Raw genomic sequence first — 17,868 nt, forward strand, 5'->3', positions numbered from 1 at the left:
GACTTCCGCGAAGACCATCAGCCTCGCCGACTATCTATAGTTGGGGCGCGAAGCGGCGCAACCCGCTCTCGGTCAGTATTTCCGGAATGATCACGTCATGGTTCTCGTCGGGGACCATTTCGACTTCCTGGCAGTCGAAGGCGATGCCGATCAGCCTGGGCGCGATGCCCTTGTCGGCCAGCCTCGCGATCGCCCGATCGTAATAGCCGGCGCCGTAGCCGATACGGTGGCCGCGGCCGTCGAAGGCGGCGAGCGGCACCAGCATGAGCGTCGGGTCGAGCACTTCCGCCTCTTCATGCGGCCCGACCGTGCCGAAGCCCATCTCGACCATCGGCGCGCCGCGCACCAGTTCGCGAAAGACGATCGTGGTCTTGTCGAGGATCGCGGGCAGGCAGAGCCTGGCGCCCTTTTCGCGCAGCGCGAACATCAGCGGCCGCACATCGACTTCCGAGCGCATCGGCCAGAAGCCGGAGACAACCCGGCCGGGCTCGAAGTCGATTTTTTCCTTCGCGGTCTCGGCCATTTCGAGCGCTATCTCGACGCGCCAGAACTCGTCGAGGGCATCGCGGCGCGCCAACGCCTCCTTGCGAAGCTGTTTTTTCAGGTCTTTGGAAGAGCTCATGCGCGGACGCTAGAAAAGGTCGGATTTGGATGGCGTTTTAGGAGCGACGTTTCTAGCGCGATTCCAGGAAAAGTGCGCAGCGGTTTTTCCGTCCGGAATTGCGTCAAAACAGAGAGAAGGCGCTTGTCTCCCGAAAAACAGGAGAGCGACGATCCACGCAACCGGTGGAGAGGTCGATCCCGGGTGCCTACAAAGTAGGTGGGCGCCGTGTGAGAAAACCCACGGGTCTTCCCAGGGACAGCTCCCTAAGGATCGATAAGGCCCCGGGGATAAGTTTCTCCTGCCGGGAAGCGCAGACCGCCGTCGACAAATATAGGCCGATGATTAGCCGTGCGCCAGAGAAACGGGTCACCATTTGCGCATAATTCGTCTTGCGGACCGTCCCGATGGGAAGCTGTCCGGCAACCGCCCTTGCGCGGCCCGTCCAGCCTCCTTACGGTCCGCTGCACGGACAGGAGAAAAGATGCGTTTCGAAGGCACTGCGGCCTATGTCGCCGACAAGGATCTGATGGTTGCGGTCAATGCCGCGATCGCGCTGGAGCGGCCCTTGCTGGTCAAGGGCGAGCCCGGCACCGGCAAGACCGAGCTTGCCCGCCAGGTGGCTTCGGCGCTCGGGCTGGAGTTCATCGAATGGAACGTCAAATCGACCACCAAGGCGCAACAGGGCCTCTACGAATATGACGCCGTCTCGCGGCTGCGCGACAGCCAACTCGGCGACGAGCGCTTCAACGACATCGCCAATTACATCAAGCGCGGCAAGCTGTGGGATGCCTTCGCTGCGCAAAAGAAAGTCGTGCTTTTGATCGACGAGATCGACAAGGCCGACATCGATTTCCCCAACGACCTCCTGCAGGAGCTCGACCGGATGGAGTTTTTCGTCTACGAGACCGGCGAGACGGTCCGCGCCGAGTTCCGGCCTATCGTCATCATCACCTCGAACAACGAGAAGGAACTGCCGGACGCCTTCCTGCGCCGCTGCTTCTTCCACTATATCCGCTTCCCCGACATCGACACGCTGCACCGGATCGTCGAGGTGCATTACCCCGGCATCAAGCAGAATTTGGTGCGGGCGGCACTGAGCCAGTTCTACGAGATCCGCGATGTGCCGGGCCTGAAGAAGAAGCCGTCGACCTCCGAAGCGCTCGACTGGATCCGCCTGCTGGTCACCGACGACATCGCGCCCGAGGACCTGCGCGCCGATCCCAAGAACATGCTGCCGAAGCTGCACGGCGCGCTGCTCAAAAACGAGCAGGACGTGCACCTGTTCGAGCGCCTGGCCTTCATGGCCAGACGGCAGCAATAGCGCTTTCTCCGGCTGTGGACCGTTGCCGGCAATCGGTCCCTGCCGCAGCTTCGGACCGAAAGCACTGGAGGAGAAAAGATGTCCGAGATCGCCATTCGCCCGTTCGCGCAGTCCGACCACGCCGACTGGCGGCGCTTGTGGACTGCCTATCTCACCTTCTACGAGACCAAGCTGCCGGACGAGGTCTACGACGTCACCTGGAAGCGTTTGTTCACGGCAGGCGAATTCGAGCCGAAAGGTTTCATCGCCACGTTCGACGGCAAAGCGGTTGGGCTGACCCACTACCTCTATCATCGCTCCTGCTGGTCACTGGTCAACAACTGCTACCTGCAGGATCTGTTCGCCGATCCGGAGGTGCGCGGCAAAGGCGTGGGCGCGGCGCTGATCAAAGCGGCGCAGGACGAAGCCGGCAAGATCGGCGTCAAGAATGTCTACTGGATGACGCACGAGACCAACGCCACGGCGCGCCGGCTCTACGACCATGTGGCAAGGCGGACCGGATTCATCGAGTACGATTTGCTATAAGGGACTGATGTTCATCCCCTTCTTCCTAGAACTGAAGGCCGCGCGGGTTCCTGTTTCGCTCAGGGAATATCTGTCGCTGCTGGAGGGACTGGAAGCGGGGCTGGTCGACTATGACGTCGAGGCTTTCTACTACCTCGCGCGCTCGGCCCTGGTGAAGGACGAGCGTCATATCGATCGTTTCGACCAGGTCTTCGCGCATGTCTTCAAGGGTGTCGAGGCGCTCGGCGGCCCCGATGCCGTCGATGTCGCCAACATCCCCGAGGAATGGCTGCGTCGTTTGGCGGAAAAGCACCTGAGCGAGGAGGAAAAGAAGCTGGTCGAAGCGCTGGGCGGTTTCGACAAGCTGATGGAGACCTTGAAGCAGCGCCTCGAGGAGCAAAAGGGGCGCCACCAGGGCGGTTCGAAATGGATCGGCACCGGCGGCACCTCGCCCTTCGGCGCCTATGGCTACAACCCCGAAGGGGTTCGCATCGGCCAGCATGACAGCCGCCATCGCCGCGCGGTGAAGGTCTGGGACAAGCGCGAATTCCGGAACTTCGACGACACCGTCGAGCTCGGCACCCGCAACATCAAGGTGGCGCTGAAGCGGCTGCGCCGCTGGGTACGCGAGGGCGCCGAGGAAGAGTTCGACCTGCCCGGCACCATCCACGCCACCGCCGAGCACGGCTATCTCGACGTCAAGACCCGGCCCGAGCGGCGCAATGCCGTGAAGCTTCTGATGTTCTTCGACGTCGGCGGCTCGATGGATGACCATATACGCGGCGTCGAGGAACTGTTTTCCGCCGCGCGCGCCGAGTTCCGCCAGCTCGAATATTTCTACTTCCATAACTGCCTTTACGAGCGCGTCTGGAAGGACAATCGCCGGCGGCTGGCCGAGACGATCCCGACCTTCGACCTCCTCCACAAATACGGGCCGGACTACAAGGTGATCGTTGTCGGCGACGCCTCGATGAGCCCTTACGAGATTGCCCATCCGGGCGGCTCGGTCGAGCACTGGAATCCGGAGGCCGGAAGCGTGTGGCTGGCCCGCCTGCTGCAGCAATGGCCGAACGCGATATGGCTCAATCCCGAAGCTGAGAAGAACTGGCGTTACACGCACTCGATCCAGTTGATCAGCGACATCTTCGGCGGCCGCATGTTCCCGCTGACATTGGTCGGGCTTGAGGCAGCGACCAGGCAGCTGTCGCGCAGGCATTAGCTCGCTTTCGCTGGAAGCACCTGTAACAAAGGCCTATGTTTGGGCGAATATCCGTAGCAAGCAACAACGAGCCGCCAAGGCCGAGGAGATTTCATGGACACCCACGCCTATCCTGTCACCCGCACCGATGCCGAGTGGCGCGCCCGGCTGACGCCGGAGCAGTATGCCGTCATGCGCAACCACGGCACCGAGCGTCCCGGCAGTTGCGCCCTGCTCTACGAGAAGCGGGCCGGGACCTTCTATTGCGTCGGCTGCGACCAGCCGCTGTTCGAATCCAAGCTGAAGTTCGAGAGCGGCACCGGCTGGCCGAGCTTCAACGACCCGGTCCCGGGCTCGATCGAGACCACCGTCGACCGCAGCTACGGCATGGTCCGCACCGAATGCCATTGCGCCCGCTGCGGCAGCCATCTCGGCCATGTCTTCGAGGACGGCCCGCCGCCGACCGGCCTGCGCTACTGCATCAATGGCGTGGCGCTGCGCTTCGAGCCTGCGGTCTGATATGGGCTTCCAGTCTTCGCAAAGGGCGGCCTCGGCCGCCCTTTTTCATGCTCCATCCGGCTCTACACAACGACCGTTGTGATCAGCCAGAGCGCGGAACCGAGCATCATCAGCTGCGCCTTGAAACCCCCGGCCTTCTCCGCGGTCCGCCAGACAGCGACCGTCAGAAAAATGGTGTAGGGAACGGGGAGGAAATGCACCGCCAGCACCAGCCAGAGCGGCAGCTTCAACCCGAGCAGGACCAGCGCCAGCGCCGAAGAGGCGATGCTCAGAATGGTACCGACCAGCAGCATGTCGCGCCAGAACAGCCGGTCGAGCGGAACCTGGCCTCTCCAGCGCGAACGGAAAAAATCCCTCATCGCCCGCGACCTATCGCTGCCCGAGAATTTCGGTCACGGCTTCTTCGAAGCGTGAGCATTCCCGCACCAGCCAGTCGCTCATGGCCGGCCAATTGTCCTCGGCGTAGCAGTTCACCCGCCACATCGAGTTGATGCCGAGACCTTCGCAGCTCTGCTCGGGCCTGAGCTTCAGCCTGGCCTCGATCGCCGGCTGGAACGGCTTCAACCGCGACCAGGACTCCGTGGCGCCGAACTTCTCGTTGCGCCCGAAGAAGACGCCGACATGGTTCTGCGCCGGCGCGACATACATCGAAAGAACCAAAGCGAAATCCGGCAGCCCGCGCTGCCAGAACCATGGCCCGCGCCGAGCGAGCCTTTGCCTTTCTTGCGGGTGCCGTTCGGCGAACAGCGCCCAGAAGCCGCGATGGCGGAACTCCGAGGCGCGACGGCCGCCGAAGTCGAATTCGTTCATGGCCGGTCTCCGGCCATGAGGCTTACGCCATGCCGAGAGCGGCCTTGTAGAGATCGAGGATGGACTCCTCTTCCTGGCGCTCGGCCTGATCCTTCTTGCGCAACCGCACGATGGTGCGGATCGCCTTGGTGTCGAAGCCAGTGCCCTTGGCTTCGGCATAGACATCCTTGATGTCGTCGGAGATCGTCTTCTTCTCTTCCTCGAGCCGCTCGATACGCTCGATGATGGTGCGCAGCTGGCCGGCGGCTACAGTCTGGCTGGTCTCGGTGATTTCGTCGGCCATTTTTCTCTCCGCGTCTTCTGGAGCAGTGGCGATTCCCGCCACGGCAAATTGGAGCGGGTTCCCTGCCCGAGCGGGCGCGGCGGGTCAAGACACTTGTCGAGCGCCTGTGGACGGCTGCGCACATCCAAAGGTGTGCCGAGATTCAGGTCAGGCCGAGTCGAAAACGATGGATTCCGAGAACCGGAGCGGAGCGTACTTAAGGACGTGAGCACCGGAAGCGCAGGAAGCCGGCGTTTGCAGGCCGGCCTCACCTGAATATCGGCACACCTTATTTGAATGCGATCAACAGATCCTTCGCGTCGATCTGATCGCCGGCCTTCACCAGCACCTCGGCGATCTCGCCGTCGCGTTCGGCATGCAGCGCGGTTTCCATCTTCATGGCCTCGATCGACAAGAGCACGTCGCCCGCCTTGACCGCCTGTCCGGCCGCCACGGCAAGCGCCGACACGACGCCGGGCATCGGCGCGCCGACATGCCCCTCATTGCCGGGCTCGGCCTTGCGGCGCGCCTTGGCGGCGGAAGCGCCATGCGCCCTGTCCGGCACCTTGACGCGGCGCGGCTGGCCGTTGAGCTCGAAGAACACGGTGACCATGCCCTTGTCGTCGACTTCGCCGAACGCCTGGCAGCGAACCACCAGCGTCTTGCCCTTCTCGATATCGAGGAAGATCTCGTCTTCCGGCTTCATGCCGTAGAAATAGGTCGGCGTTGGCAGCACGCTCACCGGCCCGTAGGTCTCCTGCGCCGCGGCGAAATCAGTGAACACCTTCGGGTACATCAGCCAGGAGGCGAATTCATACTCCGAGAGCTTGCGGTCGAGCTTGCCCTCGATGTCCTTGCGGCTAGCCTTGAGGTCGGCTGCTTTTAGCAGCGAGCCGGGCCGCACGGTGATCGGCTTTTCGCCCTTCAGCGCCTTCTTCTGCAGCGCCGCCGGCCAACCGCCGGGCGACTGGCCGAGATCGCCACGCAGCATCGACACGACCGAATCGGGGAAGGCGATGTCCTTGGCCGGGTTCTCGACATCGGCGACGGTGAGATCCTGGCTGACCATCATCAGCGCCATGTCGCCGACCACCTTGGACGAGGGCGTCACCTTGACGATGTCGCCGAACATCAGGTTGACGTCGTGATAGGCCTGCGCCACCTCATGCCAGCGCGTCTCGAGCCCGAGCGAGCGCGCCTGTTCCTTGAGGTTGGTGAACTGGCCGCCCGGCATCTCGTGCAGGTAGACCTCCGAGGCAGGTCCCTTGAGATCGCTCTCGAAGGCTGCGTACTGGTTGCGCACCGCTTCCCAGTAGAAGGAAATGCGGCGGATCCATTGCGGATCGAGACCGGGGTCGCGCTCGGTGCCCTTCAGTGCCTCGACGATCGAGCCGAGGCAGGGCTGCGAGGTGTTGCCGGAGAAGGAATCCATCGCTGCGTCGATAGCGTCGGCGCCGCTCTCCACCGCTGCCAGCACCGTCGCCGCCGACAGCCCTGACGTGTCGTGCGTGTGGAAATGGATCGGCAGGTCGGTCGCCTCGCGCAGCGCCTTGAACAGCACGCGCGCCGCGGCCGGCTTCAACAGGCCGGCCATGTCCTTGACGGCGATGATATGCGCGCCGGCCGCCTCCAGCTCCTTGGCCAGCCCGACATAGTATTTCAAATCGTACTTCGCCCGCGCCGGATCGAGGATGTCGCCGGTGTAGCACATCGCCGCTTCGACCAGCTTGCCCTCGGCGCCGACCGCATCCATGGCGACGCGCATGTTCTCGACCCAGTTAAGGCAGTCGAAGACGCGGAACAGATCGACACCGCCGGCTGCCGCTTGGGCGACGAAATGCTGGACGACATTATCGGGATAGTTGGTGTAGCCGACGCCGTTGGCGCCGCGCAAAAGCATCTGCAGCAGAAGATTGGGCGCGGCCTCGCGCACTTTGCTCAGACGCTCCCACGGGTCCTCGGTGAGGAAGCGCATGGCGACGTCGAAGGTCGCGCCGCCCCAGCATTCCAGCGAGAGCAATTGCGGCAGCGCCCGCGCATAGGTGCCGGCGATGCCGGCGATGTCATAGGTGCGCATGCGCGTGGCGAGCAGCGACTGGTGGCCGTCGCGCATCGTCGTATCGGTGACCAGCACCTGGCGCTCCCCGCGCATCCAGGCCGCGAATTTCTCGGGGCCAAGCGCATCGAGCCTCTGCTTGCTGCCGTCCGGAACATGGCCGTTGAGATAGGGCACCACGGGTGCGGCCGCATTCGCCTTCGGCATTGGCCGCCCGCGCGTCTCGGGGTGGCCGTTGACGCTGACATCGGCCAGGTAGTTGAGCAGCTTGGTGGCGCGGTCCTGCCGCTTCACCTGCTCGAACAGCTCCGGCGTCGTGTCGATGAACCTCGTCGTGTAGGAATTGTCGGCGAAGCGCGGGTGGTTGATGATCGCTTCGAGGAAGGTGAGGTTGGTCGCGACGCCGCGGATGCGGAACTCGCGCAGCGCCCGGTTCATGCGCGAGATCGCCTCGCCGGGCGTCGGCGCCCAGGCCGTCACCTTTTCGAGCAGCGGATCGTAGAAGCGGGTGATGACCGCGCCCGAATAGGCGGTGCCGCCGTCGAGCCGGATGCCGAAGCCGGCCGCCTCGCGATAGGCGGTGATGCGGCCATAATCCGGAATGAAATTGTGCTCCGGATCCTCGGTGGTGATGCGGCACTGCAGCGCGTGGCCGTTCAGCCTGATGTCCTTCTGCGCCGGCACGCCCGATTGCTTCGTGCCGATGGCGAAGCCATCGAGGATGTGGATCTGCGCCTTGACGATGTCGATGCCGGTCACCTGCTCGGTGACGGTGTGCTCGACCTGGATGCGCGGATTGACCTCGATGAAGTAGAACTTGCCGGTGTCGGCATCCTGCAGAAACTCGACCGTGCCGGCGCCGATATAGCTGGTCTCGCGCGCGATCTTCAGCGCATAGCCGCAAAGCTCCTGGCGCAGCTCCTCGCTGAGATAGGGGGCCGGTGCGCGCTCCACGACCTTCTGGTTGCGGCGCTGGATCGAGCAGTCGCGCTCGAACAGATGCACGGCATTGCCATGCGTGTCGCCCAGCACCTGCACCTCGACATGGCGGGCGCGCTCGATCAGCTTTTCGAGATAGACCTCGTCCTTGCCGAAGGCGGCTTTGGCCTCGCGCTTGCCTTCCATCACCTCGCGCGCGAGGTCGGCCTCGGCGCGGATGGCGCGCATGCCGCGGCCGCCGCCGCCCCACGAGGCCTTGAGCATCACCGGATAGCCTATTTGCGCGGCGCGCTTCTTGACCTCGTCCATGTCGTCCGGCAGCGGATCGGTTGCCGGGACGACCGGGACGCCGACTTCAATCGCCAGGTTGCGCGCGGCGACCTTGTTGCCGAGCCGGCGCATCGTTTCCGGCTTCGGGCCGATGAAGGTGACGCCTGCCTCGGCGCAGGCCTCGGCGAATTCCGGGCTTTCCGACAGCAGGCCGTAGCCGGGATGGATGGCATCGGCGCCCGACAGCCTGGCGACCCGGATCACCTCCTCGATCGACAGGTAGCTCTCGATCGAACCCATGTCCTTGGCCAGATGCGGTCCGCGGCCGACCTGATAGCTCTCGTCGGCCTTGAAGCGGTGCAGCGAATATTTGTCCTCCTCCGCCCAGATCGCCACGGTTTTGAGGCCGAGCTCGTTGGCCGCGCGGAACACGCGGATGGCGATTTCGGACCGGTTGGCGACGAGTATCTTCGTGATGGCCAAGGAGTAGGCTCCAGCAGCGGAAGGGAGATGAACCGGCGCAATGATTAACGTGAAAATGCTGCAGCGCAAACAAATTTGCGCGACAGCTAAAACGATTTAAGTCGCCTGTTTGCGCCAAATCGTCATTGCTGTTCTTCGAACACGGATCATGGGTGGTGGACGGGTATTGCCCGAGGCGCGGCGCGGAGCTTCCGGTTGGCCTCGCCCGCAAACGAAAATGCCCGGCGCGAGCGCCGGGCATCCCCGAAAAGTCGGCTCGAGTTTGCCGGCTTATTTCTCGAAGTAGCTGTACTTGCCGTCGTCGCCCTTCTTCCATTCATAGATGACATAGTCAGGACGGGTGATGTCGCCCTTGCTGTCGTAGCCGATGTCACCGATGGCGGTCTTCCAGGTGTTGGCCCTGATCGTTTCCGCAACCTTCTGCGCGTCGTCGGCCGAGCCGGTCTTGGCGATGGCCTGGGCGATGATCTGCACCGCGGCATAGGAGTAGAGCGTGTAGGCTTCCGGCTCGAAGCCGTTGGCGCGGAACTTCTCGACCACTTCCTTGGCGGCCGGATTCTTGCGCGGATCCGGAGCGAAGGTATTGAGCGTGCCGGCAACGGCGTCGCCCGCGATCGAGGCCAGTTCGTTGGAGACGATGCCGTCGCCCGAGAACAGCGGCGCCTTCAGGCCCTGATCGGCCGACTGACGGATGATCAGGCCGGCTTCGGTGTGCAGGCCGCCCCAGTAGATGAGCGTGACGCCGTTTTCCTTCATCTTGGCGATGAGGGCCGAGAAGTCCTTGTCGCCGACATTCACGCCTTCGTACAACACTTCCGTGATGCCGTTGGCGTTGAGGTTCTTCTTGGTCTCGTCGGCGAGGCCCTGACCATAAGGCGTCTTGTCGTGGATGATGGCGATCTTGGCATCCTTGAAGTTCTTGGCGATGTAGTCGCCGGCCACCTTGCCCTGCTGGTCGTCACGACCGCAGGTGCGGAAGGTGTTCCACATGCCGCGCTCGGTGAACTTCGGGTTGGTCGCGGCCGGCGTGATCTCGAGCATGCCGTTTTCCTGGTAGACTTCCGAGGCCGGGATCGACACGCCGGAGTTGAAGTGGCCGTCGACGAACTTGACGCCGTCGGCGACGAACTTGTTGGCGACCGAGATGCCCTGCTTGGGATCGGAGACGTCGTCACCGATCTCGAGCTTGAGCTGCTGGCCGAGGATGCCGCCCGCCGCGTTGATGTCGGCGACCGCCTGTTCCGCGCCCTTCTGCAACTGCGCGCCGAAGGCGGCGTTCGGGCCGGTGATCGGACCGGCGACGCCGATCAGAATGTCGGCCCACGCGCTGCCGCTGAACGCGACGAACGCGGTCAGCGCCACGGCGGACAAAAGTGATTTTTTCATTGAAACGCTCCCATTTACGGAGTGGGCGTGGATGATACTTTCATGCGATGCCCACCCTTATCGCAGAAAGCATAGAATGCCGATTTTCAGGCACTTGTCACGCCGATTCATCCCCGAAACGGCGGTGATGGTGAACGTCAACCTTTCGGTTTCCAGCTTAACAAGGAAGCTCTTTCATAGAGCCAGTTATACTGCGTGACCATTTGGTTGGTGCGCGTGTATTGATAGCCGAGGAAGCCCAGTATCATCAGAACGATGGTGTCGACGATATAGTAATGCAGCGAGAACATCGTGCCGCCGAACAAGGCGTGATGGATGAACCTGACGCCGATACCGAGACCGAGCAGGAAGAAAAACAGCCGCAGATAGGTGCTCCAGGTCTGAGCCGCCGCTTTGCCTGTCATCCATGCCGCCCCGCCGCCAAGCAGGCCTGTGATGAACAGAAACTGCCAGATCGAGGCTTCTTCGTAGATAATGCCCTGCATGATCGATGTCCCCAGATCTTAGCATGATCCCGAAAAGTCGCAGATTTTTCGGAGAAGATCATGCTTCAAGAACAAAACCTTAGAGCGAGATGGCGATCCTGGGAAAGTCATCGCGCTTTAATGATGTCCGCCTTCGAGATAGGCGGCGCGCACTTCCGGATTGGCGAGCAATTCCTTGCCGGTGCCGCTCATCGTCACATTGCCGTTGACCATGACATAACCGCGCGTGGCGAGCTTGAGCGCGCCGAAGGCGTTCTGCTCGACCAGGAACACGGTCAGCCCCTGCGTCTTGTTGAGCTCGCGGATGGCGTCGAAGATCTGCTTGACGATCAGCGGCGCGAGCCCCAGCGAGGGCTCGTCCAGCAACAAAAGCTTCGGCCGCGCCATCAGCGCGCGCCCGATCGACAGCATCTGCTGCTCGCCGCCCGACAGCGTGCCGCCGCGCTGGGCGATGCGCTCTTTCAGCCGCGGGAACAGCGTGAACACCCTCTCGACGTCCTCGTCATAATGCTTGAGGTTGTCGAGGCTGGCGCCCATCTGCAGATTTTCCATCACCGTCATGCGCGGAAAGATGCGTCTGCCTTCCGGGGATTGCGCGATGCGCAGGCGTGCGATCTCATGCGTCGGCATCTTGGTGATGTCGGTACCGGCGAAGGTGATGGTGCCGGTGCGGGCGCGCGGCGCGCCGAAGATGGTCATCATCAGTGTCGACTTGCCGGCGCCGTTGGCACCGATCAGTGCCACGATCTCACCCTGGTTGACGCTGACATCGACGCCGTTCAGCGCCCGGATGTTGCCGTAGTAAGTCTCGACACCCTTGATGTCGAGCAACGTTGTGCCGGCCATTATTTGCGCCCTCCACGCGTCGCGGGCTTGGCCGCTGCTTCCTTCGCCAGCGTCTTCGCCTGGCCGATCCAGTCTTCGCGGGCAATGCGCCCGTCAAAGGCGAGATAGGCTTCCGCGGCCTCGATGTCGGCCTTCTTCCAGGCCGCTATCTGGTCGAAATGGAAGATGCCGTGCTCGTTGAGCTTGCGCTCGTTGACCGGGCCGATGCCTTTGATGCGGATCAGGCTGTCCGCCTTGCCGCCGCGCGGCGCGTCGAGGCGATTGGAGATGCCGCCGGCTTTCGCCGGCGCCTTGCCGGGCGCCTTCTTTGCAGGGGCTTTCGCCGTCGGCTTGCCTTTCGCGGCGGCCGACTTTGTCGCTGGCGATGGAACCGGCTTGCTGGCTATCGATGCAGCGCGCGCGTCGACTTGCGCCGCCTTCGAGGCGCCCTTCGACACCGTGACCCGCTCGCCCTCATTCCCATGTTCGACCGAATCGGAAACCGGCCCGGCCATCATCGAAGCGGAATTTCCCGGCCCATGCGCGGAATCGGGGCCGGTATCGAGCTGCTCGATCACGTCCTCATCGCCGACCTCGGTCAGCACCGTCTCGACCTCCTCGTCGTCAACGCCAAGATAGGCCGCGATGACGCGCGGATCGGTGCGGACCGACGCCGGATTGCCGTCGGAGATCTTGCGGCCGTATTCGAGCACGACGACATGGTCGGAGATCTGCATCACCACCGACATATCGTGCTCGATGAGCAGGATCGACGTGCCGGTGCTCTTGATGCCCATCAACAGCTCGTTGAGCGCCGCAGATTCCTTCGGATTGAGGCCGGCGGCCGGTTCGTCGAGGCACAGAAGCTCCGGCCCCGTGCACATGGCGCGCGCGATTTCCAGGCGCCGCTGCGCGCCATAGGGCAGGTCGCCGGCCGGATCGTCGGCGCGATCGACAAGATCGGCCTTCTCCAGCCAGTGCCTGGCGAGCTCGATCGACTCGGCCGAGGCCTGGCGATAGCTCGGAAAGCCGAACAGGCCGAGGAGAGTATAGCCCGAAGCCTTCATCAGCTTGTTGTGCTGCGCGACCAGGAGGTTCTCCAGCAGCGTCATGCCCGAGAACAGGCGGATGTTCTGGAAGGTGCGCGCCACCTTGGCGCGGGCCGGGATCTCGTGGTTGGGCAGGCGCTCGAGCAGATAGGTCGAGCCGTCCCCCCGGTTCAGCGTGATCATGCCTTCAGACGGCTTGTAGAAGCCGGTGATGCAGTTGAACACGGTGGTCTTGCCGGCGCCGTTCGGGCCGATCAGCGCGGTGATCTCGCCGCGCCTGGCCTGGAACGACAGGTCGCCAATGGCGACCAGGCCGCCGAACTTCATCGACAGGTGCTCGACCTGCAGGATGAAATCGTTCGAGGAAGGGGTCGCGTTCATCAGCCGTGCCCCTCCTTGGTGAAGGAGCTTGAAACCGCTCTTCGCTCCTTCAGGAAGGCCGTCGGCTCGCGGCTGCCGACGAAACCGCGCGGCTTCCACAGCATGACGATGACCATGGCCATGCCGAAAAGCAGCATGCGGTAGAGTTCAGGCGTGAAATCGGGACCGAAGACCCGCTTCAGGAAGTCGAGCTCCCGCAACGCTTCGGTGCCGCCGATCATCACCAGCGCCGCTACGGCGATGCCGACCAACGAACCCATGCCGCCGAGCACGACGATTGCGAGGACAATCGCCGATTCCAGGAAGACGAAGGATTCGGGACTGACGAAACCTTGCCGTGCGGCGAAGAACGAGCCGGCGAAGCCGCCGAACATGGCGCCGGTGGCGAACGCCGTCAGCTTGGTGGTGGTGGTGTTGATGCCGAGTGAGCGGCAGGCGATCTCGTCCTCGCGCAGCGCTTCCCACGCCCTGCCGACCGGCAACCGCCGCAGCCTGATGGTAACGAAGGCGGTCAAAAGACAGAGTCCGAGGATCAGATAGTAAAGGAAGATCTTGTAATAGGCGCTCGATGTGGCGATGTGCAGCACCTTGGCGATGTAGTTCGGATCCGAGACGTTGAACGACATCAGGCCGAAGAAGGAGACCTTTGGAATGCCGGAAATGCCGGCCGAACCGTTTGTCACCTCGCGCCAGTTGATCAGGACGAGGCGGATGATCTCGCCAAAGGCAAGGGTGACGATCGCCAGATAGTCGCCGCGCAACCGCAGCACCGGGAAGCCGAGCATGACGCCCCAGAAGGCGGCCATGCAGCCGGCGGCCGGGAGCAGGATCCAGAAGGACAGGCCGAAATGCGTGCCGAGCAGCGCGTAGGCATACGCGCCGACGGCATAGAAGGCGACGTAGCCGAGATCGAGCAGGCCGGCGAGGCCGATGACGATGTTCAGCCCCCAGGCCAACATCACATAGATCAGGATCTGGATGCCGAAATTGTCGACCCACTTCAAAGAGCCCTGAAACCCTCCCGCTATCGATCCTGTTACCAGCGCAAGCACCAGCACGACGATGATCGGATAGAGCGCCAGCGCGCTGATGCCCAACGCCGAGAAGTGGGCGTGGATGAAGGCCCGGAAATAATACATTACCCAGGCGACGGCATAAATGATCGCCAGCGCCCGCACAAAGCGCGCGTAGCCGGCAAGGTCGGGTCCGAGCAGCCCGTCAAGCGAGCCGGCCAGCACGAACAGCAAGGCTGCGACGACGACCGCGGCTATGAAATAAGGCATCCTGAAGAAGCGTGCCGCCATGGTGTCGGGCAGCAGGCCTGTGTCGATGTCGGCGATCTTCAGGCTGGCTACGAAGGGCTGGCCATAGGCGACATAGAGGAAGCGGCCCCCGGCGGTGGCGATGACCACCAGGGCGAGCAGGCCCCAGCGCTGCACCAGGATGAGTTCGTTGGAGATATTCTGGTCGGTCCTGAGACCGATAAACAGCACGAACAGGCCGAGCGCGATGGCGCCTGCATAGAGCGCTTCGCGAAAAGCGCGCTGAACTGGAGTAGCGACGGCGTCGCGCTCCGAAGACACGGTAACGGCCATCAGGATCAGACCTTTTCGACTTCAGGCCGGCCGAGGATGCCGGAGGGCAGGAAGATGAGCACGATCGCCAGGATCGAGAAAGCGGCGACGTCCTTGTAGTCGATCGAGAAATAGGCCGACCACATGCTCTCGATGAAGCCGATCAGCAGTCCGCCGAGCACGGCGCCGGGCAGCGAGCCGATGCCGCCGAGCACGGCCGCCGTGAAGGCTTTCACGCCCGGCACGAAGCCGTCCGAGAACACCACGACGCCGTAATACATCAGGAACAGCGTGCCGGCGACGGCGGCAAGGGCCGCGCCCATGATGAAGGTGATGGAGATAGTGCGGTCGACGTCGATGCCGAGCAGCGCGGCCATCTTGCGGTCCTGTTCGCAGGCGCGCTGCGCCCGCCCGAGCGCTGTCCGGTTGACGAGATACCAGAAAATCGCCAGCAGAATGATGGTGACGATCACGATGAGGATCTGCTTCAGCGAAACGCTCACACCATCAACAGTGTAGACTTGGCTGACCAGCGGCGGGATCGGCTTGTTGCGCGGGCCTTGCGTGACCTGGACGAAGTTGGACAGCGCGATCGACATGCCGATGGCGGTGATCAGCGGCGCCAAGCGGAACGAGCCGCGCAGCGGCCGGTAGGCTACCTTCTCGATCGTCCAGTTGTAGAGGCTGGTGAGAAGCATCGCCACGATCATCATGATCAGGAGCGCCACCACGACCGGCACCGAATAGAACAGCGCGCCAAGGATCAGGAAGACGATGAGGGCGGTGAAGGCGCCGACCATGAAGATATCGCCATGGGCGAAATTGATCATGCCGATGATGCCGTAGACCATCGTGTAGCCGATTGCGATCAGGCCATAGATAGATCCCAGCGTCAGCCCATTGATAAGCTGCTGGACGAAATACTGCATATTTACGCGGCTCCCCTGGAATGTCGCCCGTTTCCGGGTCGCACTCCTTTTCGTATTTCCCCTAGTCGTAAAGTCTCGAGCCCGGATTGCAACGTGATTTTTCAATCGCCGGGCGTGTTTTGGAAGCACGCCGCCCGATTGTCCGTTTTTCGTACCCGGCCCCCTGGACTATCGCGGAACCTATCATTGGCACAACGCAATGTCTTTGACGATTCGACCTTATGACGAGCTTCGTGTCGAAGAAATCGGCGTCAAAACAAGTTGATGAGAAGAATCCTTGCAATGATCGGGCTAGGTCGTTTCGGATCGCCACACATTCCGCAAGGTCAGGATTCCATCGCGTGTGACGGCCATGTGACGGCGAGGCGACACCGTTTGACATCCGCGCCGGGCTCAGTTCCAGATCGTCGACCGCAGGAAGGGCGGCACATCATCGAGCGCCGGGAAAACCGCGTTCGGGGTGTAGTCGGGCAGCGGTTTGCGGCCGGTTCCCCTGTCGATCCAGATGCAGCGGAAGCCGAGGTCGCGGGCGGCGGCGAGATCGAGATGCGGACTGGCACAAATATGCACGACGTCGCCCCGACCGACGCCAAGCGCATTGTGCGCAAAATCGAAGATCTGCCGCGCGGGCTTGTAGGCGCCGGCCTGCTGCGCGGTGACGACGCGGTCTATATGCCCGCCTAGTTGGGCGACATTGCCGGCGATGATGTCATCGTCAGTGTTTGAAATGATGCAAAGCTTGAAACCCTGGGCCTTCAGCGCGCCGAGCGCGGGGACGACCTCGGGGAATGGCGGCATTCGGGAGATGCTCCCGGTCAGCACCTCGATGTCGTCCGGCGAACGGGCGAGCTTCAGCTCCTCCATCGCCAGCCCCAGCCCCTCGCCGGCCACGCTGCGGAAGGATTTGTGAGGCCGTGCGGTCTCGAGCGCGTGCTCGTGCTTGTCGTAGACGCGGATCAGCGTCTGGGGTTCGATATTGGAGGCTGGGTGATTGGCGAGGATCGTGTTGACGGCGGCAAGCAGACCTTCATCCCACTGGATGAGGGTGCCGTAGCAATCGAAGGTCAGCCATTCGGGTTTTGGGCCGGAAAGCATCGATTATCCTTTCTTGACGATCTGACGAAAGGGACCGCTGAACGGGTCGCCTCGCATTTTTTCAGAACCCTGGCATGACCACTCTCGGACGTCAGGCCGATTGGCTGTTGCCGACAATTTGGGCGAGCCCGATACCGGCTTCGACCGGCTGAGGCCGCGAGGCTTATGTGACGATGAATCCATGCGCGAACGGATCGCGGTCGTCGATGAAGATGGTGTTCAACCCGGTCATCCGTGCCCAGCCGCCGATCGAGGGGATGATCGCCGGCTTGCCCGCCACGCTGACCTCCTTTTCGACCCTGCCCTTGAACAGCGAGCCGATGATCGATTCATGCACGAAACTGTCGCCGGGCTTGAGCTTGCCCTTGGCATGGAGCTGCGCCATGCGGGCCGAGGTGCCGGTGCCGCAAGGGCTGCGGTCGATCGCCTTGTCGCCGTAGAAGACGGCGTTGCGCGCATCGGCCTCGGCATGTTTCGGCTTGCCCGTCCACAGCAGATGCGACAGCCGGTTGATGCCGGGGTTCTCCGGATGCACGAAGGAGTATTTCTCATTGAGGCGCTGGCGCACAACCGGACTCCAGGCGATGAGGTCGCCCGCCGAGTAATCGGCCATGTCCCGATAATTCTTCTGTGGCTCGACGATGGCGTAGAAATTGCCGCCATAAGCGACGTCGACGCTGATCTCCCCGAGCACCGGGCATTCGACGGTCAAGCCTTCGGCATAGAGGAAGGACGGCACGTTGGTGATGCGCACCTCCTCGACATATTCGCCGACCTGTTTGTATTCGGCGATGACAAGGCCGGCCGGCGTGTCGAGCCTCAAGACGCCCGGCGTCTTTGGCTTCACCAGCCCGTGCTCGATCGCCATCGTGACGGTGCCGATCGTACCATGCCCGCACATCGGCAGGCAGCCCGAGGTCTCGATGAACAGGATGGCGATGTCGCAGTCCTCGCGCGTCGGCGGGTAGAGGATCGAGCCCGACATCACGTCATGGCCGCGCGGCTCGAACATCAGCCCGGTGCGGATCCAGTCATATTCGGCGAGGAAATGCGCCCGCCGCTCCATCATGGTCGCGCCGTCGAGCAGCGGCCCGCCGCCGGCGACCAGGCGGACCGGGTTGCCGCAGGTGTGGCCGTCGATGCAGAAGAAGGATTTTTTCGCCATGATGGACTCTTTT

The 17,868-nt window shown here is 62.8% G+C and carries 17 protein-coding genes and 1 other RNA gene; 4 read left to right on the top strand and 14 right to left on the bottom strand.

The features are described 5' to 3' along the window. Positions 1 to 34: 34 nt before the first annotated feature. Complete coding sequence (locus tag LB515_RS14485) at positions 35 to 622, bottom strand: 5-formyltetrahydrofolate cyclo-ligase (protein WP_224627905.1); 588 nt, start codon at positions 620 to 622, stop codon at positions 35 to 37. A gap of 146 nt (positions 623 to 768) precedes the next feature. Beyond that, a non-coding RNA gene (gene ssrS, locus LB515_RS14490) (6S RNA) lies at positions 769 to 924 on the bottom strand. Between the two features lie 161 nt (positions 925 to 1,085). Here ssrS and LB515_RS14495 point away from each other — a divergent pair. From LB515_RS14495 to msrB, 4 genes are all read left to right on the top strand, one after another. Continuing rightward, positions 1,086 to 1,925: an AAA family ATPase gene (locus LB515_RS14495; RefSeq protein ID WP_224708112.1), complete on the top strand. Its 840-nt coding sequence runs from the start codon at positions 1,086 to 1,088 to the stop codon at positions 1,923 to 1,925. 78 nt (positions 1,926 to 2,003) lie between these two features. Beyond that, the gene (locus tag LB515_RS14500; RefSeq protein ID WP_224708113.1) at positions 2,004 to 2,450 is read left to right on the top strand and encodes a GNAT family N-acetyltransferase; all 447 of its coding nucleotides are present in this window, start codon (positions 2,004 to 2,006) and stop codon (positions 2,448 to 2,450) included. Positions 2,451 to 2,457: 7 nt separating this feature from the next. Beyond that, positions 2,458 to 3,648, top strand: coding sequence for a vWA domain-containing protein (locus LB515_RS14505; protein WP_224708114.1), 1,191 nt, complete (start codon positions 2,458 to 2,460; stop codon positions 3,646 to 3,648). A 93-nt stretch (positions 3,649 to 3,741) separates the two neighbouring features. Next, on the top strand, positions 3,742 to 4,146 hold the full coding sequence (msrB, locus tag LB515_RS14510) for a peptide-methionine (R)-S-oxide reductase MsrB (protein ID WP_224528136.1): 405 nt from the start codon (positions 3,742 to 3,744) through the stop codon (positions 4,144 to 4,146). Between the two features lie 62 nt (positions 4,147 to 4,208). On the opposite strand, the gene LB515_RS14515 is transcribed toward msrB, so the two are convergent. From LB515_RS14515 to LB515_RS14570, 12 genes are all read right to left on the bottom strand, one after another. Continuing rightward, entirely contained in the window at positions 4,209 to 4,505 is a 297-nt protein-coding gene (locus tag LB515_RS14515) for a hypothetical protein (RefSeq protein ID WP_095767241.1), read from the bottom strand. A 10-nt stretch (positions 4,506 to 4,515) separates the two neighbouring features. Beyond that, complete coding sequence (locus LB515_RS14520) at positions 4,516 to 4,956, bottom strand: hypothetical protein (protein ID WP_140841746.1); 441 nt, start codon at positions 4,954 to 4,956, stop codon at positions 4,516 to 4,518. Between the two features lie 22 nt (positions 4,957 to 4,978). Beyond that, positions 4,979 to 5,239: a DUF2312 domain-containing protein gene (locus tag LB515_RS14525; RefSeq protein ID WP_095767239.1), complete on the bottom strand. Its 261-nt coding sequence runs from the start codon at positions 5,237 to 5,239 to the stop codon at positions 4,979 to 4,981. A 268-nt stretch (positions 5,240 to 5,507) separates the two neighbouring features. Next, on the bottom strand, positions 5,508 to 8,966 hold the full coding sequence (gene pyc, locus LB515_RS14530; RefSeq protein ID WP_224708115.1) for a pyruvate carboxylase: 3,459 nt from the start codon (positions 8,964 to 8,966) through the stop codon (positions 5,508 to 5,510). Between the two features lie 270 nt (positions 8,967 to 9,236). Continuing rightward, positions 9,237 to 10,352 (bottom strand): branched-chain amino acid ABC transporter substrate-binding protein, encoded by a 1,116-nt coding sequence (locus LB515_RS14535; RefSeq protein WP_095767237.1) that lies wholly within the window; start codon positions 10,350 to 10,352, stop codon positions 9,237 to 9,239. 137 nt (positions 10,353 to 10,489) lie between these two features. Beyond that, the gene (locus LB515_RS14540; protein ID WP_224708116.1) at positions 10,490 to 10,837 is read right to left on the bottom strand and encodes a DUF6867 family protein; all 348 of its coding nucleotides are present in this window, start codon (positions 10,835 to 10,837) and stop codon (positions 10,490 to 10,492) included. A gap of 117 nt (positions 10,838 to 10,954) precedes the next feature. After that, positions 10,955 to 11,683 (bottom strand): ABC transporter ATP-binding protein, encoded by a 729-nt coding sequence (locus LB515_RS14545; protein ID WP_095767235.1) that lies wholly within the window; start codon positions 11,681 to 11,683, stop codon positions 10,955 to 10,957. Beyond that, positions 11,683 to 13,092: an ATP-binding cassette domain-containing protein gene (locus tag LB515_RS14550; protein WP_224708117.1), complete on the bottom strand. Its 1,410-nt coding sequence runs from the start codon at positions 13,090 to 13,092 to the stop codon at positions 11,683 to 11,685. The genes LB515_RS14545 and LB515_RS14550 overlap by 1 nt, the downstream gene beginning before the upstream one ends. Next, positions 13,092 to 14,687, bottom strand: coding sequence for a high-affinity branched-chain amino acid ABC transporter permease LivM (gene livM, locus LB515_RS14555; protein WP_224708118.1), 1,596 nt, complete (start codon positions 14,685 to 14,687; stop codon positions 13,092 to 13,094). The genes LB515_RS14550 and livM overlap by 1 nt, the downstream gene beginning before the upstream one ends. A 5-nt stretch (positions 14,688 to 14,692) precedes the next feature. Continuing rightward, entirely contained in the window at positions 14,693 to 15,595 is a 903-nt protein-coding gene (locus LB515_RS14560) for a branched-chain amino acid ABC transporter permease (RefSeq protein WP_224608749.1), read from the bottom strand. A gap of 393 nt (positions 15,596 to 15,988) precedes the next feature. Next, the gene (locus tag LB515_RS14565; RefSeq protein ID WP_095767231.1) at positions 15,989 to 16,690 is read right to left on the bottom strand and encodes a haloacid dehalogenase type II; all 702 of its coding nucleotides are present in this window, start codon (positions 16,688 to 16,690) and stop codon (positions 15,989 to 15,991) included. Positions 16,691 to 16,853: 163 nt separating this feature from the next. Further along, a complete protein-coding gene (locus LB515_RS14570) occupies positions 16,854 to 17,855 on the bottom strand; it encodes a 4-hydroxyproline epimerase (RefSeq protein ID WP_224708119.1) in 1,002 nt (333 codons plus the stop codon). Between the last annotated feature and the right edge of the window lie 13 nt (positions 17,856 to 17,868).

The sequence above is a fragment of the Mesorhizobium sp. CA15 genome (assembly GCF_020165215.1).
Lineage (GTDB): Bacteria > Pseudomonadota > Alphaproteobacteria > Rhizobiales > Rhizobiaceae > Mesorhizobium.

Bases quoted from the DNA above. Each gene is read 5' to 3' on its own strand.
- LB515_RS14485 (WP_224627905.1), bottom strand. From the start codon at position 622: ATGAGCTCTTCCAAAGACCTGAAAAAACAGCTTCGCAAGGAGGCGTTG.
- LB515_RS14495 (WP_224708112.1), top strand. From the start codon at position 1,086: ATGCGTTTCGAAGGCACTGCGGCCTATGTCGCCGACAAGGATCTGATG.
- LB515_RS14500 (WP_224708113.1), top strand. From the start codon at position 2,004: ATGTCCGAGATCGCCATTCGCCCGTTCGCGCAGTCCGACCACGCCGAC.
- LB515_RS14505 (WP_224708114.1), top strand. From the start codon at position 2,458: ATGTTCATCCCCTTCTTCCTAGAACTGAAGGCCGCGCGGGTTCCTGTT.
- msrB (WP_224528136.1), top strand. From the start codon at position 3,742: ATGGACACCCACGCCTATCCTGTCACCCGCACCGATGCCGAGTGGCGC.
- LB515_RS14515 (WP_095767241.1), bottom strand. From the start codon at position 4,505: ATGAGGGATTTTTTCCGTTCGCGCTGGAGAGGCCAGGTTCCGCTCGAC.
- LB515_RS14520 (WP_140841746.1), bottom strand. From the start codon at position 4,956: ATGAACGAATTCGACTTCGGCGGCCGTCGCGCCTCGGAGTTCCGCCAT.
- LB515_RS14525 (WP_095767239.1), bottom strand. From the start codon at position 5,239: ATGGCCGACGAAATCACCGAGACCAGCCAGACTGTAGCCGCCGGCCAG.
- LB515_RS14535 (WP_095767237.1), bottom strand. From the start codon at position 10,352: ATGAAAAAATCACTTTTGTCCGCCGTGGCGCTGACCGCGTTCGTCGCG.
- LB515_RS14540 (WP_224708116.1), bottom strand. From the start codon at position 10,837: ATGCAGGGCATTATCTACGAAGAAGCCTCGATCTGGCAGTTTCTGTTC.
- LB515_RS14545 (WP_095767235.1), bottom strand. From the start codon at position 11,683: ATGGCCGGCACAACGTTGCTCGACATCAAGGGTGTCGAGACTTACTAC.
- LB515_RS14550 (WP_224708117.1), bottom strand. From the start codon at position 13,092: ATGAACGCGACCCCTTCCTCGAACGATTTCATCCTGCAGGTCGAGCAC.
- livM (WP_224708118.1), bottom strand. From the start codon at position 14,687: ATGGCCGTTACCGTGTCTTCGGAGCGCGACGCCGTCGCTACTCCAGTT.
- LB515_RS14560 (WP_224608749.1), bottom strand. From the start codon at position 15,595: ATGCAGTATTTCGTCCAGCAGCTTATCAATGGGCTGACGCTGGGATCT.
- LB515_RS14565 (WP_095767231.1), bottom strand. From the start codon at position 16,690: ATGCTTTCCGGCCCAAAACCCGAATGGCTGACCTTCGATTGCTACGGC.
- LB515_RS14570 (WP_224708119.1), bottom strand. From the start codon at position 17,855: ATGGCGAAAAAATCCTTCTTCTGCATCGACGGCCACACCTGCGGCAAC.